This is a genomic window from Pseudomonas helmanticensis (assembly GCF_900182985.1).
GTDB classification, from domain to species: Bacteria; Pseudomonadota; Gammaproteobacteria; order Pseudomonadales; family Pseudomonadaceae; genus Aquipseudomonas; species Aquipseudomonas helmanticensis.
In genome coordinates this window covers 1,079,188-1,104,507 of sequence record NZ_FXUY01000001.1, presented here as the reverse complement: position 1 = coordinate 1,104,507, position 25,320 = coordinate 1,079,188, and the positions used below count along the sequence as shown (strand labels likewise).

Here is a 25,320-nt window from a genome sequence, read left to right as displayed (position 1 = left end):
CTGCGGCAGCTCCTACGGGGGTTGGGTTTACAGGTTGCGGGAGATGACCATGCGCTGAATGTCGCTGGTGCCTTCGTAGATCTGGCAGACGCGCACGTCGCGGTAGATACGTTCCAGCGGGAAGTCGTTGAGGTAACCGTAACCGCCGAGGGTTTGCAACGCCATCGAACAGACCTTCTCAGCCATCTCAGAGGCGAACAGCTTGGCCATCGACGCCTCGACCAGCGCCGGTTGGCCGCTGTCACGCAGCGCTGCGGCGTAGTGGACCATTTGCCGGGCAACGGCAATCTGCGTGGCCATGTCGGCGAGACGGAAGGCCACGGCCTGATGCTCGATGATCGGTTTGCCGAAGGTGTCGCGCTCACGGGCATAATCACGCGCGGCTTCGAACGCGGCGCGGGCCATGCCCACCGATTGCGAAGCGATGCCGACGCGACCGCCTTCAAGGTTGGCCAAGGCGATCTTGTAGCCCTCACCCTCCTCGCCCAAACGGTTGGCCACCGGCACTTGCACATCTTCGAAGAGGATCTGGCAGGTATCGGAGGCGTGCTGGCCGAGCTTGTCTTCGACCCGTGCGACTTTGTAGCCCGGTGAGTCGGTCGGCACGATGAATGCCGTGATGCCGCGCTTGCCGGCACCGGGATCGGTTACCGCAAAGACGATGACAATCCCGGCGTTTTGCCCGGAGGTGATGAACTGTTTGCAGCCGTTCAACACGTAGTGATCGCCTTCGAGGCGTGCGCGGGTTTTCAGGCTGCTGGCGTCGGAGCCGGCTTGCGGTTCAGTCAGTGCAAACGCACCGAGCATGGCGCCGCTGGCCAGCGGTTTGAGGAAGCGTTCACGCTGGTCGTCGTTGCCGAACTTGAGGATCGGCACGCAGCCGACCGAGTTGTGCACGCTCATGATCGTCGAGCAGGCGCCATCGCCAGCGGCGATTTCTTCCAGGGCCATGGCGTAAGCCAGATAGCCGGTGTCGCAACCGCCCCACTGTTCCGGCACGAGCATGCCGAAGAAGCCCAGCTCGGCCATCTCTCCGATGGCTTCCTTGGGAAAACGGTGCTCGCGATCCCACTCGGCGGCGAACGGTTTGAGGCGCTCCTCGGCGAACTGCCGGGCCATGTCACGGATCTGGGTTTGGTCTTCGTTGGGAATCATGCTGAGTCCTTAAATCCGGTTTACCACAATCCCCTGTAGGAGCTGCCGAGTGCAACGAGGCTGCGATCTTTTGATCTTGCTTTTGATTTCTAAAAAACAAAGTCAAAAGATCGCAGCCTGCGGCAGCTCCTACAGAAGTCAACTCATGTAGGAGCTGCCGAGTGCAACGAGGCTGCGATCTTTTGATCTTAAAAAGCAAAGTCAAAGGATCGCAGCCTGCGGCAGCTCCTACAGGGGTGGTGTGTTTAGTAGAGGCATTCCACGGCCATGGCCGTGGCTTCGCCGCCGCCGATGCAGATCGCGGCGATGCCGCGTTTGAGCTGGCGCTGGCGCAGCGCCGAAAGCAACGTCACCAGAATCCGCGCACCGGAAGCACCGATCGGATGGCCCAGCGCACAAGCGCCACCATGCACATTGAGCTTGTCGTGGGGGATTTCCAGATGGGTCATCGCGGCCATGCCGACCACAGCGAACGCTTCATTGACCTCGAACAGATCGACGTCACCCAGCGACCAACCGGTTTTCTTGATCAGCTTCTTGATCGCACCAATCGGCGCCACCGGAAACAGGCCCGGGGTATCAGCGAACGCCGCATGGCCATGAATAACAGCCAACGGTTTCAACCCCAGTTTCTGTGCCTGCGACTGACGCATCAGCACCAACGCCGCCGCCCCGTCAGAAATCGAACTGGAGTTCGCTGCCGTCACCGTGCCGCCTTCGCGGAATGCTGGTTTCAGCGAGGCAATCTTGTCCAGCTTGGCTTTCGGCGGCTGCTCGTCGTGGCTGATCAGCACCTGCTCTTTGCCAACGGTTACGGTCAGCGGGACGATTTCGTCCTTGAAGCTACCGTCCTTGATCGCCTGCTGCGCGCGGGTGGTCGAGGCGATGGCGAAGGCATCCTGAGCTTCGCGGCTGAAATGATTGGTCTCGGCACAATCCTCAGCGAAGGTGCCCATCAAGCGGCCCTTGTCGTAGGCGTCTTCGAGGCCATCGAGGAACATCGAATCGAGCACCCGGCCGTGGCCCATGCGGTAACCGGCGCGGGCGCGATCGAGCAGATACGGCGAGTTGGACATGCTTTCCATGCCGCCGGCAATCACCACATCGGCACTGCCAGCGATCAACATGTCATGAGCGAGAATCGTGGTTTCCATGCCCGAACCACACATCTTGTTGACGGTGGTGCAACGGGTCGATTTATCCAGCCCGGCGCCCAATGCAGCCTGACGCGCCGGTGCCTGACCGAGCCCCGCCGGCAACACGCAACCGAACAACACTTCATCAACCGCGTCGCTGGCAACACCGGCGCGTTCCACCGCAGCCTTGATCGCGGCAGCACCGAGTTGCGGTGCGCTGAGGCTTTTCAGTTCGCCCTGAAAACCGCCCATTGGCGTGCGCACGGCGCTGACGATAACAATCGGATCGTTGGAAATAGTCATGACAAATCCTCCTTACTTGGCGGCCATGCGCAAGGCACCGTCGAGACGGATCACCTCGCCGTTGAGCATGCTGTTTTCGATGATATGCCGAACCAGTGCAGCGTACTCGGCAGGCTTGCCCAAGCGCGGCGGGAACGGCACGCCGGCCGCCAGCGAGTCGCGCACTTCCGGGGTCATGCCCGCCATCATCGGGGTTTCGAAAATGCCCGGGGCGATGGTCATCACACGGATACCGAAGCGCGCCAGTTCGCGCGCGGCGGGCAAGGTCAGGCTGGCGATGGCGCCTTTGGAGGCAGCGTAAGCCGCCTGACCGATCTGGCCGTCGAACGCCGCCACCGAAGCGGTGTTGATGATCACGCCGCGCTCGCCATCAGCATTGGCTTCGGACTCGGCAATCGCTGCAGCAGCCAGACGCAGCATGTTGAAGCTGCCGATCAGATTGACGTTGATCACCTGGGCAAAACTGCTCAGCGCATGCGGGCCGTTCTTGCCGAGGATTTTCTCGCCACGGACGATGCCGGCGCAGTTGACCAGGCCATTGAGGCTGCCAAACGCTGAAACCGTTGCCTGCACGGCGGCTTCGGCAGCGGCTTCGTTACTGATGTCGGCCACCACGCTGTGCGCGCCGAGACGCTGAGCCTGCCCGGCGACGGCTTCGGCGTTCATGTCCACCAGCATGACTTTGGCGCCAGCATTCACCAGCAATTCAGCGGTGGCGGCACCGAGGCCGGAGGCGCCGCCGGTGACGATAAAAACCTTGTTCTCGATCTGCATGACTGTAATTCCTGATTCAAGCTGAAACGTTATGCGCCGCGGCCTCTTGAGCCTTGGCGATTTCCTGGTTGCGCAAGATAAAGCGCTGCAATTTGCCACTCGGGGTTTTGGGCAATTCGCTGACAAATTCGATTTCACGCGGGTACGAATGCGCGGCCAGACGCTTGCGCACGTATTGACGAAGTTCTTCGGCCAGCTCCGGCGCCGCGCGGTATTGCGCACTGAGCACGACAAAGGCTTTGACCAGTTCCGTGCGCTCCGGGTCCGGTTTGCCGACGACCGCCGCTTCGACTACCGCCGGGTGTTCGATCAGCGCGCTTTCCACGTCGAACGGGCCGACCCGGTAGCCGGAAGTGGTGATCACGTCATCGCTGCGACCGACGAAGCTGATGCTGCCGTCCGGGTTCCATTCCACGGTGTCGCCGCTCAAGTAGTAATCGCCGACGAAGGCTTTGGTTGGCGCGCCTTGGTAGCCGCCGAACCAGCACATGGGCGATTGCGCGCGGTCGATGGCGAGGATGCCCGGCTGGCCGACGCCGAGTTCGTTGTAATGCTCATCGAGCACAACAATGCGATGGCCCGGCGAGGTGAAACCGGCGGCACCGATGTGTACCGGGTGTTCGAGGCCGTGGTGGTTGCACAGCACCATGCCCAGTTCGGTCTGGCCGTAGTGATCATGAATGACCACGCCGAGGTTGTCGGCGAACCAGCGGATCACTTCCGGGTTCAACGGTTCGCCGGCGCTGCTGACAATGCGCAGCTTGCCCTTGATTGCCTTGGCAAACTCATCACCGCCAGCGATCAGCAGGCGATAAGCCGTCGGCGAACCGGTGAGGTTGGTGATGCCGTACTTGTTGATCACCCGGCAGGTGCTTTCGAGGGTGAACGGGCCATCGTAGAAGGTGATCGGGTGGCCCATCGACAACGGACCGGTAACGCCGAAATAAATGCCATAAGCCCAACCCGGATCGGCGACGTTCCAGAACGCATCTTCCGGGCGCAGATCGACGGCATCGCGGGTGTAGCTCTGAAAGGCGACGATGGCTTTCAGCGGTACCGACAGCGCTTTCGACGGGCCGGTAGTGCCCGATGTGAACATCAGCAGGAACGGGTCTTCGCCGGTCAGCAGCACCGGTTCGCAGACGTTGGAATAATTGGCCAGTTCGGCCCAGAAACTGAAATCGCCACGGACGATGCCCTGGCCTTTGGCGCCGCCGACGGTGACGAGGGTCGGGCAATCGGCGACGTCGGCGAGTTTCGGCCGGTTGACCGCATCGGTGACCACGACTTTGGCGCCGGAGCTGTTCAGCCGATGTTCAAGAGCCTTGGGGCCGAATGCGGTGAACAGAGGCTGATAGACCGCGCCGATGCGCCAGGTGGCGAGCACGGTGATGAGCAATTCGATGTTGCGCGGCAGCAGGCCGGCGACCTTGTCACCCTTCTGCACGCCTTGGGCGAGGAGGAAGTTGGCGAAACGCGCGGCTTTGTCCTGCAGGTCGCTGAAGGTGTATGTCGCACTGGCGCTGTCGCGGCCTTCCCAGAACAACGCGATACGCCCCGGCAACGCGTGACGGTCACAGCATTCGACGCAGGCGTTGAGTGCCTCAAGCGAACCGCTGAGCGCGGCTTCCACGGTGTGCTGATAGTTGAACTGTGTGGTGGCAGACAAGTAATCGCGCATTGCCAGAATCCCTCTGTGTTTTTATTAGGCTGGGAAGCGTAAACAACAGAGGGATAGTCGCGCTGTACGGGGCTTGGAGCAATGGTCAAAGCCATCAAAGTGGCTGACTGGTTTGGCCAAGACAGCTCAACATCGCCCCCCTGTAGGAGCTGCCGAAGGCTGCGATCTTTTGACGTTGACCTTTTTAAAACAAGATCAAAAGATCGGAGCCTTCGGCAGCTCCTACAGAGGAATGCCTTCCAAATGTAGGAGTGAGCCTGCTCGCGATAGGGCCGGGTCAGACAACCTCATTCAGAATCAGCGTCCGGTAGTGGCCCGGATTCGATCCCGACCACTTGCGAAACGCCTTGTAAAACGAACTGGCATCGGCAAAACCCAAACGGCTGGCGATCTCGACAAAACTGATCGAAGGCTCCGCCAGCCAGACAATCGCCAATTCCTTGCGCACACTGTCCTTGAGGCCTTGATAGGTCTGCCCTTCCTCCGCCAGACGTCGGCGCAAGGTCGAAGCCGACATGCACAGTTGCTGCGCCAGGGCCTCGGTTTCCGGCCACTGCTCAGCCGGCAACTGCCGCAGATCCTGCTTGATCCGACTGGCCAGACTTTGCGGGTCGCGGTACTTGACCAGAATGTTGGCCGGCGCATGGGCCAGAAAGCGTTTCAGCTCTTCGGCAGACCGCTTGATCGGCAGATCGAGGCAATCAGCAGAGAAGATCATCCGCGTGCGCGGTCGATCAAAACGCAGGTTCTCGGAAAACATCACCCGATAGTCATCGGTGAACGCCGGCTCGGGGCAACGCAGTTCAATCGCCAGAATCGGAATCCGCCGCCCCGCCAGCCAGCAGGCGACGCCGTGGACGATCATCCAATAGGTGAAATAGGTGAAGGCGCGACGCGGATCGTTGTCATCCTCGTGCAGAACAATCTCCGCGAGGCTTTGCTGATGCACCAACTGCGCCGGCATGCGCTCCAGCATCAGCGAGAGAAAACTCAAACCCATGCTCAAACCCGCTGCCAGCGTCGGTTGCGCCATCGCACTGCGGCAGAGGAATTCCAGACTTCCAGACTTGAGCTGGCGCGGATCCATGCCGAAAAACTCGTCATCGCCACGCCGCGCGAGCAAACGCCAGAGCTTGGCGTACTGCGAGGCCGGCACCCGACCGTTGTCGGTTTGCAGCAGCGCCGGATCGATCCCGATCTTGTTCAGGACTTCGTCCGTGGCCACGCCCGGGGCACAACTTTGCAGCAGCGCTTCACGCACCAGTTGAACGGCGATGGTGTCTTTTTCCGACATGGAACGCGGTGAACCTTGTTGTTTTTGAGTGGCCCGCATCTTACCGCATCCAACGCAAAACCCGTGTAGGAGCTGCCGAAGGCTGCGATCTTTTGATTTTAAAAACCAAGATCAAAAGATCGCAGCCTTCGGCAGCTCCTACAAAGTTCCGGTGTCACCTGTATGAGAATGGTTGTTCTTCAACTTGTTCAGCTTTCGTTCAGGTTCATATCAATGAATGTCATGTGAGAATGGTTGTCATTATGTTACAACTTGTAACCTCTACGAATGACTTACTGGACACCGAATGCTCGTTCCTTTTCTGATCATGCTGCGCGAAGGCATCGAAGCCGCGCTGATCGTTGGCATCATCGCCAGCTACCTCCAGCAAACCGGCCGTGGCCAGTGGATGCCTGCCGTGTGGATTGGCGTATTCCTTGCGGCTGCCCTGGCGCTGTTGGTCGGCGGTGGCCTGGAACTGGTCAGCGCCGAATTTCCGCAGAAGCAGCAGGAGCTGTTCGAAGGCGTGGTCGGGCTGGTGGCCGTGGGCATTCTCAGTTCCATGGTGTTCTGGATGCGCAAAGTCGCGCGTTCGATCAAACACTCGCTGCAAGCCTCGCTGGATCACGCGCTGACTTCTTCAAAACATCAGGTCATCGCGCTGATCGCCATGGTCTTCTTCGCTGTCGCCCGCGAAGGCCTGGAAACGGTGTTCTTCCTGCTCGCGGTGTTCCAGCAAAGCGAAGGCCCGGGCGCGCCGATCGGTGCCCTGCTCGGCCTGATTCTGGCAATCATCGTCGGTTTCCTGATCTACAGCGGCAGCATGCGCCTCAATCTTTCCGCCTTCTTCAAGTGGACCGGGCTGTTCATTCTGGTGGTGGCTGCGGGGATTCTCGCCAACTCGGTGCAGGCGCTGCATGAAGCCGGGCTGTGGAATCACCTGCAAACCGTACTCTTCGATTTCAGCGCGACGCTGCCGATGGACGGCCCGTTGGGTTCGGTGTTGGCCGGCATGTTCGGTTACCAGGACACGCCGACCGTCAGCACCCTCGGCGCGTATCTGCTCTATCTGGTGGTGGCGCTGGTGATGTTTTTCTATCCCGCCGCGCCGGCTGCTCCGCTCCCAAATACCAAAGCCGCCGCCAAATCGTCTTCAGCTTCCAGCCAATAAGGGCCTCCATGTCAAAGCCTAATACTCCTCAGGCCTCCCCTCCCCGCGCCTTGCGCTGGGCGGTGGCCGGTTCGGTGGTCATCATGATCGCCGCCGGAGGCCTGTTCTGGTACGCCTCGAAAATGGCTGCGGCCAAGCGTCAGCACAATCACGATGAAGTTGTGGTGAATATCCATCCGGGCAGTTGCGAGCCGAATGCGCTGACGGTGCCGGCCGGTCGCGCCAGTTTCCGCATCGTCAACCGCTCCGAGCGCGCGGTGGAATGGGAAATCCTCGACGGCGTGCTGGTCGTCGAAGAACGCGAAAACATCGCCCCCGGCCTGAGCCAGGTGATCAACGCCAACCTGCAGCCCGGCGACTATGCAATCACCTGTGGCTTGCTCAGCAACCCGCGCGGCACTCTGCACGTCACAGCGACGGCGGCGTCTGATGCCGCCGCCAAAGCCAAACCGTCGATGGTCGCTTTCGTCGGCCCGCTGTCGGAATTTCGCGTGTACCTGGCCAGCCAGAGCAGCGCACTGATCAAAGCCGTGACCGCACTCGATCAGGCAATTGCCAGCGGCGACCTGAGCCAGGCGCAGGCCCTTTACCTGCCAGCCCGTGCGGCTTATCAGCGTCTGGCTCCGGCGGCGCAACGTCTCGCCGAGCTGGACAACAATATCAACGCCCGCGCCGATTACTTCGAAAAGCGCGAGCAGGATCCGGCCTTTGTCGGTTTCCACCGCATCGAATATGCGTTGTTCCAGCAACGCAAACTCGATGACCTGGCCGCCGTTTCCCAGCGCCTGCTGGGCGACGTCACCACACTCAAGCAGCAATTGCTCGCCCAGACCCTGCCGCCAGAGCAACTGGTCAATATCGTCGTGCGCAACCTCAACACGCTGGCCGACGTGCGCGCCGCCAGCGGTGAAGAAGAACGCTACAGCCACAGCGATCTCAACGGATTCGCCGGCAACGCGCAAACCGCGCACAAAGTCGTCGATCTGCTGCGGCCGATGCTGACCAAATCAGCCGCCGAGCTGCTGCCAAAAATCGATCAGGCACTGGCGGACTTCGACACAGAACTCAACAGCTACAAGATCAAGGACGGCTACGCCAGCTACGACTCCGTCAGCGGCGAACAACGCAAGCAGATCGCCGATAAGGCCCAGGCTCTGGCCGACGCACTTGATGGCATTGATCCCGCCCTCGGCCTCTCCGGCCTGTAAGCAGAAGACGAGTACCGATGAACGATTCAGAACCACTCAACCTGCAACGTCGCCGTGTCCTGATGGGCATGGGCGCCGCCGGTGTCGCCCTCGCAGGTTCAGCGCTGAGCTGCCCGGCGATGGCCGCCGCGCCCGCACAAGTCACTGAAGCACCGAGCAGCGACAAGACCGAAGATCGCCACGACTTCCACGGCACGCACCAGACCGGCATCGTCACCCCGCGTCCGGCCTCGGGCATGCTGGTTTCATTCGACGTGCTGGCCAGTGATCGCGAAGACCTCGAGCGGCTGTTCCGCACCCTCAACGAACGCATCGCCTTCCTGATGAAGGGCGGCCCGGTTGCGCAGATCGACCCGAAACTGCCGCCGCCGGACTCCGGCATCCTCGGCCCGAACGTGACGCCGGACAACCTGACCATCACCGTTTCCGTCGGCGAATCACTGTTCGACGAGCGTTTCGGTCTGGCCGACGCCAAGCCCAAGCGCCTGATCCGCATGGTCGGTTTCCCCAACGATGCGCTGGAAGCCGATTGCTGCCATGGCGACCTGAGTTTGCAGTTCTGCTCGAACACCACCGACACCAACATTCACGCCCTGCGCGACATCGTCAAAAACCTCCCTGACCTGCTGCTGGTGCGCTGGAAACAGGAAGGCAGCGTGCCGCCGCAAGCCCCGGCGAAACCGGGTGTGCCGGCACAATCGGCGCGTAACTTCCTCGGTTTTCGCGACGGCTCGGCCAACCCGAACTCCAACGACGCGAAAGCCATGGACAGCATCGTCTGGGTGCAACCGGGCAGCGATGAACCGGCCTGGGCTGCTCACGGCAGTTACCAAGCGGTGCGGATCATCCGCAACTTCGTCGAACGCTGGGACCGCACGCCGTTGCAGGAACAGGAAAGCATCATCGGCCGGGTCAAAACCAGCGGCGCGCCGATGGGTGCCCAGCATGAAACCGAGGTCCCGGATTACCACAAAGATCCAGAAGGCAAGCTGACCAGACTCGACGCGCACATTCGTCTGGCCAACCCGCGCACTGCCGCGAGCCAGGCCAACCTGATCCTGCGTCGTCCGTTCAACTATTCGAATGGCGTGAACAAGAACGGCCAACTCGACATGGGCCTGCTGTTCATCTGTTATCAGGCCGATCTGGAAAAAGGCTTCATCACCGTGCAGACCCGCCTCAACGGCGAACCGCTTGAGGAATACCTCAAACCGGTCGGCGGCGGCTACTTCTTCACCCTTCCGGGTATCACGGGCGACAAGGATTTCATCGGTCGCTCGCTGCTCAACGCCACACAACCGAAAACCGCTGCATAAAAACAACATTCAACACTGGAGCCGCCCCCATGAAAAAGACGCCACTCGCGTTATTGCTGACCCTTGGTTTGCTCAACACCCCGCTGTCGGCATTCGCTGCCACAGCACCGCTGGATCTGGTCGGGCCGGTTTCGGACTACAAGATCTACGTCACCGAACAACTCGATGAACTGGGCAGCCACACCCAGCAGTTCACCGACGCAGTTAAGAAAGGCGACCTGGCCACCGCGCAAAAGCTCTACGCACCGACCCGCGTTTACTACGAGTCGATCGAGCCGATTGCCGAGCTGTTCAGTGACCTCGATGCGTCCATCGACTCCCGCGTCGACGACCACGAGAAAGGCGTGAAGGCCGACGACTTCACCGGTTTCCACCGCATCGAGTACACCCTGTTTTCGGAAAAAAGCACTCAAGGTCTGAACGAGCTGGCGGACAAGCTCAACAGCGACGTCAAGGACCTGCAGACCCGCGTCGCCGGCCTGACTTTCCCGCCTGAGAAAGTCGTCGGTGGCGCAGCTGCGCTGCTGGAAGAAGTCGCCGCGACCAAGATCTCCGGTGAAGAAGACCGCTACAGCCACACTGACCTGTATGACTTCCAGGGCAACATCGACGGTGCGAAGAAAATCGTCGATCTGTTCCGTCCGCAAATCGAAAAACAGGACAAGGCTTTCGTAGCGAAGGTCGACAAGAACTTTGCCACCGTCGACAAGATTCTGGCCAAGTACAAGACCAAGGATGGCGGGTTCGAGACGTATGACAAGGTGAAGGATAACGATCGTAAAGCGCTGGTTGGGCCGGTGAATACGTTGGCGGAAGATCTGTCCACGTTGCGTGGGAAGTTGGGTCTGAATTAACGTTTTGTAGCGCCTGGTCTGGCCCCTTCGCGAGCAAGCCCGCTCCCACATGGGAATGCATTCCAACTGTGGGAGCGGGCTTGCTCGCGAAGGCTTTATCAGCCGCACTAGATCATTTTGATTTTAGAGAATCCGGTAAAGCAACCGCTCGATCCGCACCCGGCTCACGCGCTTGAGAAACTTGGCCACCGCGCCTGGGTACTCCGGCAGCGTCTCCAGATTCTGAAAGCTGTCGATCCGCGTGGTATGGCGGAAAATCTCTTCCAGCTCCTTCGCCCGTGGCGCCAGCCATTCTCCTTTCGGATCATCGATCAGCAAGGCATTTTCCAGATCGAGACGGAACGCCCGGGGATTGAGGTTGTTGCCGGTCAGCAGGGTATAACGCTGGTCGATCCACATGCCTTTGAGGTGATAGGTGTTGTCGCCATCACGCCACAGGTGCAGGTTCAACTGCCCGCTGTCGATCGTGCGCTGATGCCGCTTGGCAAACCGGCGCAGGCTGATTTCGTAGAGATACGGCAACGCCGCGATCACCTTGAACGGCTCGCTTGGCGGGATGTAGAAGTCGTTGGCGGTCTTGTCGCCGACCACGATGTCGATCTTCACGCCACGAGCCAGCGCGCGGTTGATCTCGCGGATCACCCCCAACGGCAGGTTGAAATATGGCGTGCAGATGGTCAGCTGCTTTTGCGCGCTGGCGATCAGTTCGATAATCGCGCGGTTCAGCGGGTTGTTCTTGCCGACACCCAGCAACGGCGTAACCGACAAGCCATCTCTGGCGGTGCTGCCAGTGGCCGTGTCGTAGGTCGCGTATTTGAGGCGACTGCGCAGATCACCGATGTCATTGCGCAGGCTGCGCGTGGTCGGCAGGTTCGGCAGGTCGAGACGATGCACAGCTTTCGATTCGATCAGGCCATGCTTGACCAGATGATGCATCGAGTCCGCCAGCTCGTGGCTTTGCAGAAGGTGATAACGGTCGAAGCGATACTTGTCGAACTTGTGCAGGTAGACGTTGTTCAGGCTCGCACCGCTGTAGACCACACAATCGTCGATCACGAAGCCTTTCAGGTGCAGGACGCCAAACAGTTCGCGGGTTTGCACCGGGACGCCGTAGACCGGCACTTCGCTCTGGTGCGTGCGGGTAATCTCTTGATACCACGCCGCGTTACCCGGCTGTTTGCCCGCACCGATCAAGCCGCGCTGGGCGCGCAGCCAATCGACGACCACGGCGATTTCCAGCTCGGGGCGCTTGAGCTTGGCAGCGTGCAGGGCATCGAGGATTTCCTGACCGGCTTCGTCTTGCTGCAGATACAGCGCGACGATGTAGATGCGCTGGGTCGCCGTGGCGATTTTCTCCAGCAGGCAACGACGAAACTCGGCGGCGCCGGACAGAATGGTCACGGCCTCGGCGGTCAGCGGAAAGCTGCGCAGTTTGGGCAGCAAGGAACGTTTGAAAAGCAACGGCATAGGGCTCGCAATGGGTCGAATCCGAAGAACCCGAGAGCTTACACCATCACATCCTTCGGGTCTTGTTAGTGCCCGTAAACAGATCAAAAGATCGCAGCCTTCGGCAGCTCCTACACCGGCCAATGCAGGAGCTGCCGAAGGCTGCGATCCTTTGATCGTAAAAAACCATTGCCAAAGAAGAACACTCGTTCTACTGTTGAGCGCATGAACAAATCAACCAACACAGAAACCCGCGACATCATCCTCGACGTCACCGAAAAGTTGATCTACAAAAGTGGCATCGCTGCCACCAGCATGGATCTCCTGGTGAAAACCGCCGGCGTCTCGAGAAAAAGCATTTACCGCTACTTCGCCGACAAGGACGCGCTGACCGTCGCCGCCCTGCAACGCCGCGACGAGCGCTGGATGCACTGGTACAGAAACGCTGTCGATCAGGCCGAAACCCCGGCCGGGCGCCTGCTCAACCTGTTTACCGTACTCAAGAGCTGGTTCGCCTCGGAAGGCTTCCGTGGCTGCGCGTTCATCAACACCAGCGGCGAGACCGGTGATCCACAGAACCCGGTACGGCGGGTCGCCAAAGAACACAAACAGAAGCTGCTCGACTACGTGTGCGAGTTGTGTACCGAACATGGCGCCGAAGATCCGCAACAGTTAGCCAGACAGTTGCTGATTCTGATTGACGGGGCCATTACCGTCGCGCTTGTCATGGGTGATCACAGTGCCGCCGATAATGCGCAATGCATGGCGCGTAAGTTATTGGACCTGTAACGCCTGAATAAGCCGGACTTGTTGTTGAATCGAAAATTTTATCGGGAGATCTGACATGTCTACTGCAGCCCAGGTACGTCCGCCATTGCCGCCCTTCAACCGTGAATCGGCCATCGACAAAGTTCGTTTGGCCGAGGATGGCTGGAACTCCCGCGATCCGGAAAAGGTATCGCTGGCTTACACCCTCGACACAAAATGGCGCAACCGCGCCGAGTTCGCCAACAACCGCGAAGAAGCCAAGGCTTTCCTGACGCGCAAATGGGCAAAAGAGCTGGATTACCGTTTGATCAAGGAGCTTTGGGCGTATTCGGACACGCGAATCGCCGTGCGCTACGCCTATGAATGGCACGACGATTCGGGCAATTGGTACCGTTCCTATGGCAACGAAAACTGGGAATTCGATGAGCAAGGCCTGATGTTCCAGCGCTATGCCTGCATCAACGACCTGCCGATCAAAGAGAGCGAACGCAAGTTCCGCTGGCCACTGGGCCGCCGCCCGGATGATCACCCGGGCCTGTCCGACCTAGGCCTATGACCTCACCCCCTGTAGGAGCTGCCGAAGGCTGCGATCTTTTGATGTTGTTTTCAAGATCAAAAGATCGCAGCCTTCGGCAGCTCCTACAGGGGATGTGTTGCGATCAGGCTACTGCTGCGGTTTTTTCCGATTCAAGCTCGCGCACCAGTGGCAACACGCGCTGGCCGAAGTATTCCACCTCTTCCTGAAAATGCAGAAAGCCCGCCAACACCAGATCCACCCCCACTGCTTTCAGCGCGACAATCCGCTCGGCAATCTGCAACGGTGTACCGATGAGGTTGGTCTTGAAACCATCGTTGTACTGCACCAGATCCTCGAACGTCGATTTCGCCCAGTTACCCTCTCCCTCCGGTGACGCCCTGCCCGCCTGTTTCGCTGCGTCGCCAAAGGCATTCACCGCTTCAGGATCGGCCTGATCGATGATCTGCGCCAGCACTGCCCGCGCCTCTTCCTCGGTGTCGCGAGCAATGACGAACGCGTTGACGCCGATCTTCACCGAATGGTTATTCGCCGCCGCTTTGCCACGAATATCGTCAACCTGCGCCTTGATCCCTTCAACGCTATTGCCGTTGGTGAAATACCAGTCCGAAACCCTTGCGGCCATGTCCCGCGCCGCACGCGAGCTGCCGCCCTGAAAGATTTCCGGACGGCCCAGTGGTTTTGGCTTGAGGGTGTAATTGTCGAAACGGTAGAAGTCGCCACGAAAGGTGAAGTTGTCCTGACTCCAGACACCGCGCAACGAGCGAATGAACTCCTCGGAACGGCGGTAGCGCTCGTCGTGCTCCAGCCAGTGTTCGCCGATGGCCTGGAACTCACCTTTGAACCAGCCGCTGACGATGTTTACCGCGATGCGCCCGTGGGTGAGTTGATCGATGGTCGCCAATTGTTTCGCCGCCAGCGCCGGTTGCCACGGCCCGGGCAGAATCGCCGCGATCACTTTGAGTTTGCTCGTTGCGACCAGCAGGGCATGGCTGAACGCTACCGACTCGTGCTGGAACTCGGCGCCGTAACCGGCGGTGAAGCGGATCTGCGTCAGCGCGTATTCGAACCCGGCGGCTTCGGCGATCTGCGCGAGTTTGCGGTTGTAGTCGATGCCCCAGTCGGTGCGCTGTTCAATCTTGCTGACCACCAGCCCACCGCTGACGTTCGGCACCCAGTAGGCAAATTTCACGGCTTGCTGACTCATTGGCGTGTCCTCGGGACATTTGGGGGAGATGGGAGTGATAGAGCAGCAAGCGTGCCAGGCTTGAAATGCCCGATTTTGGCGGGTTTTGGCATTGAGGGGGTGTCTTATGAGGGGGGATTTGTTGGCTGGGTGTCGGGTGGGCAACAGTAGATTGATGGGGTGGCCGGACTGGCGTCATCGCGAGCAGGCTCACTCCTACATTTGAAATGCGCTCCCCTGTAGGAGTGAGCCTGCTCGCGATTGGGCCTTACGGGTCGCCGCAACAGCTGGAAATGAGTAACATGACCGCCCTCCCCGCAGCCAAACCTGCGCCCTGCCGAATAAGCCGATTCCATGCCTTTCGAACTCAGCGTTGACCTCACCACCCTGGCCATTCTGGCTATCGTCGCTTTCATTGCCGGTTTCATCGATGCCATCGCCGGCGGTGGCGGTCTGTTGACCACGCCTGCGCTGCTGACCGCCGGCCTGCCACCGCACCTGGTGCTGGGCACCAATAAACTCAGCTCGACGTTCGGCTCGGCCACCGCCAGTTTCACCTTCTACAAACGCAAGCTGTTCCATCCACGCCAGTGGGTGCACGCGATTGTCGGCACGCTGGTCGGGGCATTGACCGGCGCCATCGTCGCCCATTACCTGCCGGCGGAATGGCTGAACAAGATGCTCCCGGTAATCGTCTTCGCCTGCGGTTTGTACTTGCTGTTCGGCGGTACGCCAAAAGCGCCGCTGGACAGCGACGCACCGATCAAGAAGAAATGGCAATCGACCCAAGGCTTCAGCCTCGGTTTCTATGACGGTGTGGCCGGCCCCGGCACCGGCGCGTTCTGGACAGTGAGCAGCCTTCTGCTCTACCCGATCGATCTGGTCAAGGCCAGCGGCGTGGCGCGCAGCATGAACTTCGTCAGCAACATTGCGGCGCTGTCGGTGTTCGTGTTTTCCGGGCAGGTGGACTGGATCATCGGCCTGAGCATGGGCCTGTCGGTGATGGTCGGCGCGTTCTTTGGCGCGCGCACCGCGATCAGCGGTGGCGCCAAGTTCATTCGCCCGGTGTTCATCACCGTGGTGCTGGGTTTGACCGTGCGCCTAGCCTGGCAGCACTGGTTCAGCGTGGCCTAAGCGCCGCGCCACGTAGACGTCGATCAGATAACGGGCAATCGATTTGGACGCCGGCAACGGCGGCAGGTCGTGCACGTTGAACCACTGGGCGTCTTCGATCTCGTCTTCCTGACAGACAATCTCGCCACCGGCGTACTCGGCATGGAAGCCGAGCATCATCGAATGCGGGAAAGGCCAGCACTGGCTGCCCAGATACTGAATGTTCTGCACCTCGATCTGCACTTCCTCGCGCACTTCGCGAATCAGGCAATCCTCGGCCGACTCGCCAGGTTCGGCGAATCCGGCCAGCGTGCTGTAGACCCCGGTGACGAAACGCGGTGAGCGCGCCAACAGGATCTCGTCGCCACGGGTAATCAGCACGATCATGCTCGGCGAAATCCGCGGATAACTGCGCAAATCACATGGCTGGCAATACATCGCCCGCTCACGCGGCACTTGCGTCATCGCCTGACCGCAATTGCCGCAGAAACGATGCTCACGCGCCCAGGTGCCGATCTGCGCGGCGTAACCGAGGACTTTGTAGATCGTCTGATCGCCATCGAGCATGAACGCCCGCAGGCCTTTCCAGCTGCAACCCGGTACCTCGCTGGCACTGCGCAACTCCAGCAGGTACACCGGCTCGCCATCGAGATGGCCAATGCCATGCTCGGCGAGGACTGACAAGTCCTGACGCTTAAGCCATTCGCGCGGGAACAGCGCGCCGTTGTCATCAAACAGAAAGCCTTCCGGGCTGCGTGCCACGGCCCAGCCGCCCGGTTGATCGGTGTCGAGTACTGCAGTGGTCCAGCGAGCTGTCATGGTTTCTCAGTCCAGAAATTCGGGTTTCTGTTTGCTCATGTGGGCGGCCATGGCCACGCGCAAATCGGTGGATTGCAGCATGGCGGCGTTCCAGGTGGCAACGTATTCGAGGCCGTCGTCGATGCGATGGTCGCGCATGTAGCTGATCATTTCCTTGGTGCCGGTAATCGCGATCGGCGACTTCGAAGCGATCTCGCGAGCGATGTCGATCACGCCTTCGAGCAACGCGTCCTTGTCGCTGTAGACGCGATTGACCAGGCCGATGCTGCGCGCTTCGTCAGCGCCAAAGGTGCGACCGGTGTAAGCCAGTTCACGCAGCATGCCGTCCCCGATGATCCGTGGCAACCGTTGCAAAGTGCCAACATCGGCGGCCATGCCGATATCGATTTCCTTGATCGAGAATTGGGCGTCTTCGGCGGCGTAACGCATGTCGCAGGCCGCGATCAGATCGATCGCACCGCCCAGGCAGTAACCCTGAATCGCCGCGAGCACCGGTTTGCGGCAGTTGTCGACGGCGTTGAACGAGGCTTGCAGGGTGAGAATCTTGCGGCGCAGCAGGCGCGCGTTGCGGCCGACGTCCTTGCCCAGTTCATTGGCGACGCCGGCGAGCATCATCAGGTCGATGCCCGAGGAGAAATGTTTGCCGTTGCCGCTGAGCACCACCACACGCACTTCGTCGGTGTCGTCGATCCACTGGAAAATCTCGACGATCTCGCTCCAGAACGCCGCGTTCATCGAGTTGATCTTTTCCGGGCGATTAATCTGCACATGGGCGATGTTATCGGCCAGTTCGACGCTGAAGGCGGAGTATTGAGTCATGGCAGTGATCCTTTACCGGGCTGAAAATGAGGCCCGAACTATAACAAGGCATCACAGTGGCGGTTCAGCCAAATGCGGGACTATCACACCGCCCCCTGTAGGAGCTGCCGCAGGCTGCGATCTTTTGATCTGGTCTTTTAAGAATCACAATCAAAAGATCGCAGCCTGCGGCAGCTCCTACAGGGGTTTTTGCGTGACGAAGGCGGCGGTTTCGTAGGGCACCGTCACCACATCCCTGCCGCGCAGCTGCGGCTCGGACGCGATCAACGCGCGAATCTGCTCATCAACCTTCGCCCGTTGTGCGTCCGGCAGTGCGGCAATGAAACTGGTCGAACGCACTCGATTGAAAATCACGTCCTCCGGTGAGCCGGTATGGCCGTTGTGGAACTGCTGCAATTGCAACGGGCCGAAGCGCGGATGGGGGAACGCCTTGCGCCATTCGCCGGTGTAATAACGCGGCGTATCACCCTCCAGCGCATTGACGATGGCATCGAGTTTCGGCACCCAGCTCACCTGCGTATCACGCAGGTTCCAGATCAGTCCAAGCTTGCCACCGGGCTTGAGCACCCGGGCGATCTCGGTCAACGCCGCCTGACTGGCAAACCAGTGAAACGCCTGAGCGCAAACCACCACATCGACCGACGCGTCCGGCAAGGGCAGATCCGTCGCAGTACCGCTGACGGCCAGCACATCGGGCCATGCCTCGGAGAGTTTCTCAAGCATCTGCGGCACCGGTTCGACAGCAATCACCTGCGCGCCCGTCGCCACGAGTCGGCCGGTGAATTTGCCGGTGCCCGCGCCGAGATCAATCACGGTCTTGTGAGCATCCAGCCCCAACGTCGCGGTCAGCCAGTCGGCGACCTGCGGCGGATAATCCGGCCGTCCTTTGACATAAGTGTCGGCAGCGGTCTTGTAGCCGGCGGCGGAGTGATGGAGCTGTTCGTTCATGGCAGTTTCCCCTTATGGCGAAGCATCGGATCGACGGCGGATGTTCACGAGCATAGCGCTTGAATTTACCGCGACCTTGAACAGTCACTGACAATGCAATGAATAAAAATTCACCCTCGGGTGTTAACCGTACATTGCCCACGAGGATGACCCATGAGCGTTACGACCACTGATATGCCCGTCCGTTACGACCGACTGACCATGACTCTGCACTGGCTGACTGCCGCGCTGGTGATCGGCCTGTTTGCCTGCGCGCAGATTTGGGAGCAATTGCCCAAAGGCACGCCGCTGCGCAAAGAGCTGCAGGCATTGCACATCTCCTTTGGCATCTTGCTGGCCGTCATTGTTGTCGGCCGGGTGCTCTGGCGTTTGTTCAAGGGGCGGCGCTTGCCGCCGACGAACAAGGGCGCACTGAACATTCTGGCGAAAACCGCACACCTGGCGCTGTACGCGCTGCTGTTGAGTCAGATCGTGCTGGGGTTTTTCTTGCGCTGGGCTCAGGCCGAACCTTTCAACTTCTTCGGGCTGTTTGATGTCCCAACCCTGATTGCCTTCGACAAAAGCATGAAGTCGGTGTTTGGCGGCCTGCATGAACAAGTAGCGTGGGCCATCATTATCCTCGCGTCTTTGCACGCGATCGTCGCGCTGGTGCATCACTACGGCCTGCGCGACAACACCTTGCGGCGCATGTTGCCGGGACGTGTTTCCAACTGAAACGACACTTTCACTCTGGAGCCTTGCCCATGACTATCCGTTCCGTTATGTTCGCCGCCCCGCTGCTACTGGCGGCTGCCATGTCCAGTCATTTGGCCTTCGCCAATGGTGACGACGACGAGCCGGTGCAGAAGCCTGAATGCCCGAAAGGCCAGGTCTGGGACAGTAAAACGCAAAAATGCGTCTTGCAGACCAGCAGCCTGTTGCCCGATGCCGACCGCACCGATTACGCCTATCGTCTGGCCAAGGCTGGCCGCTACGAGGAAGCACTGGCGTTGCTCGACACGCTGAAACAGCCGAACACCGCCAAGGCGCTGAATTATCGCGGCTACGCCACGCGCAAACTCGGGCGTACCGACGAAGGCATCAGCTATTACCTGCAATCGGTAAAACTCGATCCGCAGTACGCGCAAGTGCGCGAATACCTCGGCGAAGCCTACGTGATCAAAGGCCGCGTCGACCTCGCGCAAGAACAGTTGCAGCAGATCCGGTCGATCTGCGGCACGGCGTGCGAGGAATACCAGGACCTGGCGCAAGCCATTAACGACTCATCGAAAACCTGACATCAATAGCGGAGGCCATCATCGTCAGCGATCAGGCATTCAGAGCGGAACTCGGACAGCATCTGGCGCGATTGTGGCGCTACGGCTTGCTGCTGTCGCGCAATCGGCATGTCGCCGAGGATCTGGTGCAGGCGACCTGTGTGCGCGCGCTGGAACGTTCTGCTCAATACATCGCCGGCACGCGCATGGACCGCTGGCTGCTAAGCATTCTGCATTCGATCTGGCTCAATGAAGTACGCGCGCGGCGTTTGCGTCAGGGCGCGGGCCAAGTCGATGCCGACGGCCAGTTGGCGTTCGATGGCGAATATGCCGCGCAAACCCATGTGCTGGCCGCGCAAGTGATACGCCGCGTCGATGCCCTGCCCGAGACCCAGCGTGAAACCGTGTACCTGGCTTATGTCGAAGGCTTGTCCTACCGCGAAGTCGCCGATGTCCTGCAAGTGCCGATCGGCACGGTGATGAGCCGCCTGGCCACCGCACGCCTGAAACTCGCCGAATACCCGCCGCTGCAAGCGGTGCCGAAAACCACCGAAGGAGACCGGTCATGAACACACCTTCGGATGAACAACTGGTCGCTTACCTGGACAATGAACTCGACCGCGAACAGCGCAGCCAGCTCGACAGTGCGATCGCCGACGATCCGCTGCTCAGCCTGCGTGTGCAATGGCTCAGCCGCAGCAGTCTGCCGTACAAAGCGGCCTACGATGAACTGGCGCAGCAAGCGCCTCTGGAACGCCTGCAGGCTCGGCTCGACGGCATTGCGTCACCGGAACATCCGGGGCTGAGCCGACGCTGGTTTATCGGCGCGGCGGCCGCCACCCTGGTGGCTGGCGGCGTGTTGGCCGATCGACTGTTGCTCGGCTGGCAAGCGCAGCAAGACCACAACTGGCGTGAACTGGTCGGCGACTACATGGCGCTTTATGTCCCGCAGACGCTTGATCATCTGCCGGCAGACGAGGCGAGTCAGCGCGCGCAGTTGCGTACGGTGGACGCACGACTGGGCCTGAGCCTCGCACCGGCCACGCTGAGGCTGCCCGGCGCCGAGTTCAAGCGCGCGCAAATGCTCGAATACGATGGCGTGCCGATCGCGCAAATAACCTATCTCGATGCCAGGCATGGCCCCATGGCCTTATGCGTCACCCGTTCCAACAGCGGCAGTCAGCCGCTGGCTCACGAACGCCGGCACGCCATGAACGTGGTGTACTGGACCGAACGCGAGCACGCGTGGATGTTGATCGGGCATAACCCGGCGCCGGAGCTAGAGGTTCTGGCCAGGCATTTGATCGAACGACTGAGCGCATGACGGCCGCTGCCACTATTCTGTGCGGGTGATTATCCAAGGAGGACATACCGATGCAGATTTCCCCGCGCAGCGCGCTGCTGGTCATCGACGTGCAGAACGACTTCACCCCCGGCGGGCAGTTGGCCGTACCTGAAGGCGATCAGATCGTCCCGCTGATCAACCGTCTCGCCGGCCTTTTCAAGCAGGTCATCATTGCGCAGGACTGGCACCCTGCCGGGCATGCTTCGTTCGCCTCGAGCCATCCCGGGCGCAAGCCTTACGATGTGATTGAGTTGCCCTACGGCCCGCAGACGCTATGGCCGGATCATTGCGTACGGGCAACACCCGGCGCCGAGTTCCACCCAGAACTCGATCTGCCCCACGCGCAACTGGTAATTCGCAAAGGCTGCAACCCGGACATCGACAGTTATTCGGCGTTTCTCGAAGCCGACCGCACCACGGTCACCGGGCTCGCCGGCTATCTCAAGGAGCGTGGCATCGACACGGTCTATATGGTCGGACTGGCGCTGGATTTCTGCGTGATGTTTTCCGCGCTGGATGCACGCACGGCGGGCTTCAACGCATTTGTCGTGCTGGATGCCTGTCGGGCGATCGATCTGCAGGGCTCGCTGGCAGCCGCGACCGAGCGCATGCAACTGGCCGGGGTCGGCCTGATCCAGTCAAGCGACCTCATCTAACCCATGTAGGAGCTGCCGCAGGCTGCGATCCTTTGATCTTAAAAACAACATCAACGGATCGCAGCCTGCGGCAGCTCCTACAGGGGCTTCAGGGGGTGGGTAGCCATAGCCGGAAGCGGGCGCCGCCCAATGGGGAGGATTCAACGGTCAACGTGCCGCCCTGCGCTTCCAGTGCCCGGCGGCTGATGGCCAGCCCCAGGCCAAACCCACCGGTGGCTCGGTCACGGCTGCGGTCCAGGCGGTAGAACGGCTCGAAAATCCGTTCGCGCTCATCATCCGGGATGCCGATCCCGTCGTCGTCGACCCAGATCTCACACCCTTCGCCATTCACCTGCACGCCAATCTGGATGCGTTTTTCACAATAACGCATGGCATTGCGCAGCAGGTTCTGGATGGCGCGGGCGGTCAGGCGCGGGTCCAGCGAGAAGCGTTCGAGCTGGCCATGCAGCAACACGTCAATGACGATTTCCGGCGACTCCAGTTCCTCATCGACGCTGCCGAGAATGCTGTCGATGAATTCGTCCAGCGAGACTTCAACCTGCTCAGGCAATTGCGCCGGGTTCTGCAAGCGGCTGTAGGACAGCAGCTCAAGCACCAGCTCATCGAGTTCACGAATGTGCGCGACCAGACCCTGCAAGCGCTCGCGGCTGGCGGTCGGCAAGTCGTCAGACAGCGCCAGCGCGAGGCCGAAATCGAGACGCGTCAGCGGTGTACGCAGCTCATGGGAGACAGCGTTAAGAAGGTCGCGCTGCTGATTCAGGAGGTTTTCGATGTCGCCGGCCATGGTATCGAAGACGTTGGCCAGACTGCCGATGTTGGAACTCTGGGCGATTTTTGTGCGTTCGCTCAAATGGCCTTTACCGAAGCGTTCGGCGGTGCCCTTGAGGCGTTCGAGATCGCGCCAGTGCGGGCGCAACCACAGCAGCAGGCACGCCAACAGGCTCGCGCCGATCAGCACGTTGATGCTCCAGTACAACAGATTGACGTCCATCGGGTCCGGCGGCACGACCATTTGCACCGCCATGTCGTCATTCAGCGGCGTCACCGCCAACGTGCGCCAGCCCCAGTCACCGATGCGCACCACGTTCTCGCCACGACGTAGCCGTTGCTGCTCGATCGCGGTGAAGTCGGCGTCGTCGATACGCGCGAGGACGATATGCAACGGCTGGAAATCCTTGTCCATCGACGCCGCAATCGCCGGCCACTGATCGTGCGGCGCAGCATGGAACTGCTTGGTGATCAGCGATTGCAGGCCGCGCGAATAATCGAGATTGTAGGTGACGAAGCGATCACGAAAGGCCATGACCACCAGGTCCGGTACCAGATAGATCGCCGCGCTGTACGAGATAATCGTCACCAGATACAGGCGAAACAGGATGCGAAACATCAGCTCAGCATTCCCACTCGGAACGGCTGAACAGATAACCCTTGCCCCACACGGTCTTGATCTTGCGTGCCTCGCCGGCGTGGTCGTCGAACTTGCGCCGCAGCTTGGAGATCGCGACGTCTACCGAACGGTCGGTGCCGTTGAATTCAATGCCGCGCAAACGTTGCAGAATCTGGTCACGGCTCAGCACTTCGCCGGCATGCCGGGCCAGCACGACCAGCAAGTTGTACTCGCCGCTGGACAGTTCGACCAACTGCTCGCGCCAGGTCACGGTGCGCTCGGACAGATCAATGCACAGGTTGCCCATGACGATGCGATCGTTGACCGTCAACGGCTCGCCGAGGCTGCTGCGGCGCAACAAGGTACGCACCCGCGCGAGCAAAACACGCGGCTCGCAAGGCTTGGTGACGTAATCGTCAGCGCCCATTTCCAGGCCCAGAACCTGATCGTGGCTGTCATCGCGGGCGGTGAGCATCAGGATCGGCAACGTCGCCGAGTCGGCACGCAGCAAGCGGCACACCTGCAAGCCGTCGAGGCCCGGCAGCATCAGGTCGAGAATCACCAGATCCGGCGGATTGACTCGCGCCCGCTCCCGTACGTGATCGCCACGGCCGATGACGCTGACGGAATAGCCATTGCGCTCCAGATAGCTGGAAATCAGTTCGGCGAGCGCGGTGTCGTCTTCGACCAGGAGGATGTTGGGCATGGAGGTGTTCCAGAAAGTGCGGTGGCGACATTGAAGGCCTCATCGCGGGCAAGCCCGCTCCCACAGTGTTTTCGGGTGTTCACATGATTTGTGTCCACAACCGATCCCTGTGGGAGCGGGCTTGCCCGCGATGGCGATGCAACTGTCGCAATAAATTTCAAGGGCTAAAGGATATACGCCCTCACCCGTCCCTGAGTAAAACCCTTACACAATTTCACACAGCGCCTACAAAGCTTCACCGCTACTCTGCGCGACTGGCCGTAGGATGCGCGCATCAATATTGGGGGTGGTAAATGTCGAACAAACTGTTGGCCGGGCTCGGCCTGATCGCAATGGCGCTGACGCTGAGTGCCTGTGACTCGTCCTCGAAAGCCGAGGAACAGGCGCCACCGGCCACCGTGCGCATCGAAACCATCGAGGCCCATCCCCTGTCGATCAGCAGCGAACTCAGCGGCCGCGTCGCGGCGCCGCGCATTGCCGAAGTGCGCGCACGGGTTGCCGGCGTGGTGCTGCAACGGACCTTTCGCGAAGGCAGCGACGTGAAAAAGGGCGACGTGTTGTTTCGCATCGATCCGGCGCCATTCAAGGCTGACCTCGACAGCGCCGAAGCCGCGCTGCGCAAAGCCGAAGCCAATGCCTTCCAGGCGAAATTGCAGGAACAACGCTACGCGCAATTGATCGACGACAAAGCCATCAGTGCTCAGGACTACGACAACGCGCGCGCCAATGCCCGGCAAACCGCCGCCGATGTCGCGGCGAACAAAGCCGCCGTCGAACGGGCGAAACTCAATCTCGGCTACGCCACCGTCGTCGCGCCGATTTCCGGGCGTGTCGGTCGCGCACTGGTCACCGAAGGCGCGCTGGTCGGGCAGAACGAAACCACGCCGCTGGCGTTGATTCAACAGCTGAACCCGATTCACGCCGACGTCACGCAATCGACCCGCGAGCTCAACGAACTGCGTCGCGCGTTCCGCTCCGGGCAGTTGCAGGAGGTCGGTCAGGATCAGGTCAAGGTCACGCTGATTCAGGATGACGGCAGTCTCTATGCGTTGCCCGGCAAACTGCTGTTCAGCGATATCACGGTTGATCCGGGCACCGGCCAGATCATCCTGCGCAGCGAATTTCCAAACCCCGATCTCGACCTGCTGCCGGGCAGTTTCATCCGTGTGCGCATCGAACAGGCGAAAATCCAGAACGGTATTACCGTGCCGCAACGCGCCGTTCAACGTGACAGCGCCGGCATCGCGCAAGTACTGACCGTCGACGCGCAAATGCGTGTGGCGCAGCAACCGGTGCAACTGGGCGCGGTGCAAAACGATCGCTGGATCGTCACCGGCGGACTCAAGCCCGGCGACCGCATTGTCATTGAAGGCCTGCAGCACGCCCGTGCCGGCGAAAAAGTGCAGATCGACGACACCCCTCTTCCACTTGCCCAGACTTCTGGTCAGTAAGCAGGACGCTTTTC

The 25,320-nt window shown here is 60.4% G+C and carries 25 protein-coding genes; 13 read left to right on the top strand and 12 right to left on the bottom strand.

Annotated features, from left to right (window positions below):
- Nucleotides 1–27: 27 nt before the first annotated feature.
- The 5 genes from QOL84_RS05110 to QOL84_RS05090 all read right to left on the bottom strand — a co-directional run bounded on the left by QOL84_RS05110 (nucleotide 28) and on the right by QOL84_RS05090 (nucleotide 6,343).
- Complete coding sequence (locus QOL84_RS05110) at nucleotides 28–1,155, bottom strand: acyl-CoA dehydrogenase (protein ID WP_283436428.1); 1,128 nt, start codon at nucleotides 1,153–1,155, stop codon at nucleotides 28–30.
- 245 nt (nucleotides 1,156–1,400) lie between these two features.
- Nucleotides 1,401–2,594, bottom strand: coding sequence for an acetyl-CoA C-acyltransferase (locus QOL84_RS05105; protein ID WP_283436427.1), 1,194 nt, complete (start codon nucleotides 2,592–2,594; stop codon nucleotides 1,401–1,403).
- 12 nt (nucleotides 2,595–2,606) lie between these two features.
- A complete protein-coding gene (locus QOL84_RS05100) occupies nucleotides 2,607–3,368 on the bottom strand; it encodes an SDR family NAD(P)-dependent oxidoreductase (protein WP_283436426.1) in 762 nt (253 codons plus the stop codon).
- Between the two features lie 16 nt (nucleotides 3,369–3,384).
- The gene (locus QOL84_RS05095; RefSeq protein ID WP_283436425.1) at nucleotides 3,385–5,049 is read right to left on the bottom strand and encodes an AMP-binding protein; all 1,665 of its coding nucleotides are present in this window, start codon (nucleotides 5,047–5,049) and stop codon (nucleotides 3,385–3,387) included.
- A 277-nt stretch (nucleotides 5,050–5,326) separates the two neighbouring features.
- Nucleotides 5,327–6,343 (bottom strand): AraC family transcriptional regulator, encoded by a 1,017-nt coding sequence (locus QOL84_RS05090; RefSeq protein WP_283436424.1) that lies wholly within the window; start codon nucleotides 6,341–6,343, stop codon nucleotides 5,327–5,329.
- Nucleotides 6,344–6,629: 286 nt separating this feature from the next.
- Here QOL84_RS05090 and efeU point away from each other — a divergent pair, with 286 nt between their 5' ends.
- From efeU to efeO (QOL84_RS05070), 4 genes are read left to right on the top strand one after another with little or no spacing between them, the layout of a single operon-like run.
- Nucleotides 6,630–7,493: an iron uptake transporter permease EfeU gene (gene efeU / locus QOL84_RS05085; protein WP_129393933.1), complete on the top strand. Its 864-nt coding sequence runs from the start codon at nucleotides 6,630–6,632 to the stop codon at nucleotides 7,491–7,493.
- 8 nt (nucleotides 7,494–7,501) lie between these two features.
- Nucleotides 7,502–8,701, top strand: a complete 1,200-nt coding sequence (gene efeO / locus QOL84_RS05080; protein WP_129393935.1) for an iron uptake system protein EfeO — start codon at nucleotides 7,502–7,504, stop codon at nucleotides 8,699–8,701.
- Nucleotides 8,702–8,718: 17 nt separating this feature from the next.
- Nucleotides 8,719–10,017, top strand: coding sequence for an iron uptake transporter deferrochelatase/peroxidase subunit (efeB, locus tag QOL84_RS05075; RefSeq protein ID WP_283436423.1), 1,299 nt, complete (start codon nucleotides 8,719–8,721; stop codon nucleotides 10,015–10,017).
- 29 nt (nucleotides 10,018–10,046) lie between these two features.
- Nucleotides 10,047–10,871 (top strand): iron uptake system protein EfeO, encoded by an 825-nt coding sequence (gene efeO / locus QOL84_RS05070; RefSeq protein ID WP_277757771.1) that lies wholly within the window; start codon nucleotides 10,047–10,049, stop codon nucleotides 10,869–10,871.
- Nucleotides 10,872–10,994: 123 nt separating this feature from the next.
- Here the strand turns inward: efeO (QOL84_RS05070) and pssA are convergent, their stop codons facing one another.
- Nucleotides 10,995–12,338, bottom strand: a complete 1,344-nt coding sequence (gene pssA, locus QOL84_RS05065; protein WP_283436422.1) for a CDP-diacylglycerol--serine O-phosphatidyltransferase — start codon at nucleotides 12,336–12,338, stop codon at nucleotides 10,995–10,997.
- Nucleotides 12,339–12,542: 204 nt separating this feature from the next.
- Here pssA and QOL84_RS05060 point away from each other — a divergent pair, with 204 nt between their 5' ends.
- Both QOL84_RS05060 and QOL84_RS05055 read left to right on the top strand, forming a co-directional pair.
- Nucleotides 12,543–13,106 (top strand): TetR/AcrR family transcriptional regulator, encoded by a 564-nt coding sequence (locus tag QOL84_RS05060; protein ID WP_283436421.1) that lies wholly within the window; start codon nucleotides 12,543–12,545, stop codon nucleotides 13,104–13,106.
- 55 nt (nucleotides 13,107–13,161) lie between these two features.
- Nucleotides 13,162–13,641, top strand: a complete 480-nt coding sequence (locus QOL84_RS05055; protein ID WP_283436420.1) for a nuclear transport factor 2 family protein — start codon at nucleotides 13,162–13,164, stop codon at nucleotides 13,639–13,641.
- 103 nt (nucleotides 13,642–13,744) lie between these two features.
- Here the strand turns inward: QOL84_RS05055 and sfnG are convergent, their stop codons facing one another.
- Nucleotides 13,745–14,827, bottom strand: coding sequence for a dimethylsulfone monooxygenase SfnG (gene sfnG / locus QOL84_RS05050; protein ID WP_283436419.1), 1,083 nt, complete (start codon nucleotides 14,825–14,827; stop codon nucleotides 13,745–13,747).
- 333 nt (nucleotides 14,828–15,160) lie between these two features.
- On the opposite strand from sfnG, the gene QOL84_RS05045 reads away from it, so the two are divergent.
- Nucleotides 15,161–15,940 carry a TSUP family transporter gene (locus QOL84_RS05045; RefSeq protein WP_129393949.1) on the top strand — a complete coding sequence of 260 codons (780 nt, stop codon included), beginning with the start codon at nucleotides 15,161–15,163 and terminating at the stop codon, nucleotides 15,938–15,940.
- Here QOL84_RS05045 and nudC read toward each other — a convergent pair.
- The 3 genes from nudC to QOL84_RS05030 all read right to left on the bottom strand — a co-directional run bounded on the left by nudC (nucleotide 15,908) and on the right by QOL84_RS05030 (nucleotide 18,505).
- Nucleotides 15,908–16,738 (bottom strand): NAD(+) diphosphatase, encoded by an 831-nt coding sequence (nudC, locus tag QOL84_RS05040; RefSeq protein ID WP_283436418.1) that lies wholly within the window; start codon nucleotides 16,736–16,738, stop codon nucleotides 15,908–15,910. The two genes, QOL84_RS05045 and nudC, sit on opposite strands and share 33 nt — an antisense overlap.
- 6 nt (nucleotides 16,739–16,744) lie before the next feature.
- Nucleotides 16,745–17,557, bottom strand: coding sequence for a crotonase/enoyl-CoA hydratase family protein (locus tag QOL84_RS05035; RefSeq protein ID WP_283436417.1), 813 nt, complete (start codon nucleotides 17,555–17,557; stop codon nucleotides 16,745–16,747).
- A 177-nt stretch (nucleotides 17,558–17,734) separates the two neighbouring features.
- The gene (locus QOL84_RS05030) at nucleotides 17,735–18,505 is read right to left on the bottom strand and encodes a class I SAM-dependent methyltransferase (RefSeq protein ID WP_283436416.1); all 771 of its coding nucleotides are present in this window, start codon (nucleotides 18,503–18,505) and stop codon (nucleotides 17,735–17,737) included.
- A gap of 153 nt (nucleotides 18,506–18,658) precedes the next feature.
- Between QOL84_RS05030 and QOL84_RS05025 the strand changes: the two genes are divergently transcribed.
- The 5 genes from QOL84_RS05025 to pncA all read left to right on the top strand — a co-directional run bounded on the left by QOL84_RS05025 (nucleotide 18,659) and on the right by pncA (nucleotide 21,762).
- Nucleotides 18,659–19,219: a cytochrome b gene (locus QOL84_RS05025; RefSeq protein WP_283436415.1), complete on the top strand. Its 561-nt coding sequence runs from the start codon at nucleotides 18,659–18,661 to the stop codon at nucleotides 19,217–19,219.
- Between the two features lie 29 nt (nucleotides 19,220–19,248).
- The gene (locus QOL84_RS05020; RefSeq protein WP_129393958.1) at nucleotides 19,249–19,782 is read left to right on the top strand and encodes a tetratricopeptide repeat protein; all 534 of its coding nucleotides are present in this window, start codon (nucleotides 19,249–19,251) and stop codon (nucleotides 19,780–19,782) included.
- A gap of 62 nt (nucleotides 19,783–19,844) precedes the next feature.
- Complete coding sequence (locus tag QOL84_RS05015; protein WP_430458726.1) at nucleotides 19,845–20,330, top strand: sigma-70 family RNA polymerase sigma factor; 486 nt, start codon at nucleotides 19,845–19,847, stop codon at nucleotides 20,328–20,330.
- Nucleotides 20,327–21,085: an anti-sigma factor family protein gene (locus QOL84_RS05010; protein ID WP_283436414.1), complete on the top strand. Its 759-nt coding sequence runs from the start codon at nucleotides 20,327–20,329 to the stop codon at nucleotides 21,083–21,085. The genes QOL84_RS05015 and QOL84_RS05010 overlap by 4 nt, the downstream gene beginning before the upstream one ends.
- Before the next feature lie 50 nt (nucleotides 21,086–21,135).
- Complete coding sequence (gene pncA / locus QOL84_RS05005; protein ID WP_283436413.1) at nucleotides 21,136–21,762, top strand: bifunctional nicotinamidase/pyrazinamidase; 627 nt, start codon at nucleotides 21,136–21,138, stop codon at nucleotides 21,760–21,762.
- Nucleotides 21,763–21,850: 88 nt separating this feature from the next.
- Here the strand turns inward: pncA and QOL84_RS05000 are convergent, their stop codons facing one another.
- Nucleotides 21,851–23,149: an ATP-binding protein gene (locus QOL84_RS05000; protein WP_283436412.1), complete on the bottom strand. Its 1,299-nt coding sequence runs from the start codon at nucleotides 23,147–23,149 to the stop codon at nucleotides 21,851–21,853.
- A gap of 4 nt (nucleotides 23,150–23,153) precedes the next feature.
- The gene (locus QOL84_RS04995; protein WP_129393964.1) at nucleotides 23,154–23,855 is read right to left on the bottom strand and encodes a response regulator; all 702 of its coding nucleotides are present in this window, start codon (nucleotides 23,853–23,855) and stop codon (nucleotides 23,154–23,156) included.
- A 293-nt stretch (nucleotides 23,856–24,148) separates the two neighbouring features.
- Between QOL84_RS04995 and QOL84_RS04990 the strand changes: the two genes are divergently transcribed.
- Nucleotides 24,149–25,306: an efflux RND transporter periplasmic adaptor subunit gene (locus QOL84_RS04990; protein ID WP_129393966.1), complete on the top strand. Its 1,158-nt coding sequence runs from the start codon at nucleotides 24,149–24,151 to the stop codon at nucleotides 25,304–25,306.
- Nucleotides 25,307–25,320: the final 14 nt, after the last annotated feature.

Coding starts and splice junctions, on each gene's coding strand:
- pncA (WP_283436413.1), top strand. CDS start 21,136: ATGCAGATTTCCCCGCGCAGCGCGCTGCTGGTCATCGACGTGCAGAAC.
- efeO (WP_277757771.1), top strand. CDS start 10,047: ATGAAAAAGACGCCACTCGCGTTATTGCTGACCCTTGGTTTGCTCAAC.
- QOL84_RS05025 (WP_283436415.1), top strand. CDS start 18,659: ATGAGCGTTACGACCACTGATATGCCCGTCCGTTACGACCGACTGACC.
- QOL84_RS05020 (WP_129393958.1), top strand. CDS start 19,249: ATGACTATCCGTTCCGTTATGTTCGCCGCCCCGCTGCTACTGGCGGCT.
- QOL84_RS05090 (WP_283436424.1), bottom strand. CDS start 6,343: ATGTCGGAAAAAGACACCATCGCCGTTCAACTGGTGCGTGAAGCGCTG.
- QOL84_RS05035 (WP_283436417.1), bottom strand. CDS start 17,557: ATGACTCAATACTCCGCCTTCAGCGTCGAACTGGCCGATAACATCGCC.
- QOL84_RS05030 (WP_283436416.1), bottom strand. CDS start 18,505: ATGAACGAACAGCTCCATCACTCCGCCGCCGGCTACAAGACCGCTGCC.
- efeU (WP_129393933.1), top strand. CDS start 6,630: ATGCTCGTTCCTTTTCTGATCATGCTGCGCGAAGGCATCGAAGCCGCG.
- QOL84_RS04990 (WP_129393966.1), top strand. CDS start 24,149: ATGTCGAACAAACTGTTGGCCGGGCTCGGCCTGATCGCAATGGCGCTG.
- QOL84_RS05055 (WP_283436420.1), top strand. CDS start 13,162: ATGTCTACTGCAGCCCAGGTACGTCCGCCATTGCCGCCCTTCAACCGT.
- QOL84_RS04995 (WP_129393964.1), bottom strand. CDS start 23,855: ATGCCCAACATCCTCCTGGTCGAAGACGACACCGCGCTCGCCGAACTG.
- pssA (WP_283436422.1), bottom strand. CDS start 12,338: ATGCCGTTGCTTTTCAAACGTTCCTTGCTGCCCAAACTGCGCAGCTTT.
- efeO (WP_129393935.1), top strand. CDS start 7,502: ATGTCAAAGCCTAATACTCCTCAGGCCTCCCCTCCCCGCGCCTTGCGC.
- QOL84_RS05100 (WP_283436426.1), bottom strand. CDS start 3,368: ATGCAGATCGAGAACAAGGTTTTTATCGTCACCGGCGGCGCCTCCGGC.
- QOL84_RS05060 (WP_283436421.1), top strand. CDS start 12,543: ATGAACAAATCAACCAACACAGAAACCCGCGACATCATCCTCGACGTC.
- QOL84_RS05045 (WP_129393949.1), top strand. CDS start 15,161: ATGCCTTTCGAACTCAGCGTTGACCTCACCACCCTGGCCATTCTGGCT.
- QOL84_RS05105 (WP_283436427.1), bottom strand. CDS start 2,594: ATGACTATTTCCAACGATCCGATTGTTATCGTCAGCGCCGTGCGCACG.
- sfnG (WP_283436419.1), bottom strand. CDS start 14,827: ATGAGTCAGCAAGCCGTGAAATTTGCCTACTGGGTGCCGAACGTCAGC.
- nudC (WP_283436418.1), bottom strand. CDS start 16,738: ATGACAGCTCGCTGGACCACTGCAGTACTCGACACCGATCAACCGGGC.
- QOL84_RS05095 (WP_283436425.1), bottom strand. CDS start 5,049: ATGCGCGATTACTTGTCTGCCACCACACAGTTCAACTATCAGCACACC.
- QOL84_RS05010 (WP_283436414.1), top strand. CDS start 20,327: ATGAACACACCTTCGGATGAACAACTGGTCGCTTACCTGGACAATGAA.
- QOL84_RS05110 (WP_283436428.1), bottom strand. CDS start 1,155: ATGATTCCCAACGAAGACCAAACCCAGATCCGTGACATGGCCCGGCAG.
- efeB (WP_283436423.1), top strand. CDS start 8,719: ATGAACGATTCAGAACCACTCAACCTGCAACGTCGCCGTGTCCTGATG.
- QOL84_RS05000 (WP_283436412.1), bottom strand. CDS start 23,149: ATGTTTCGCATCCTGTTTCGCCTGTATCTGGTGACGATTATCTCGTAC.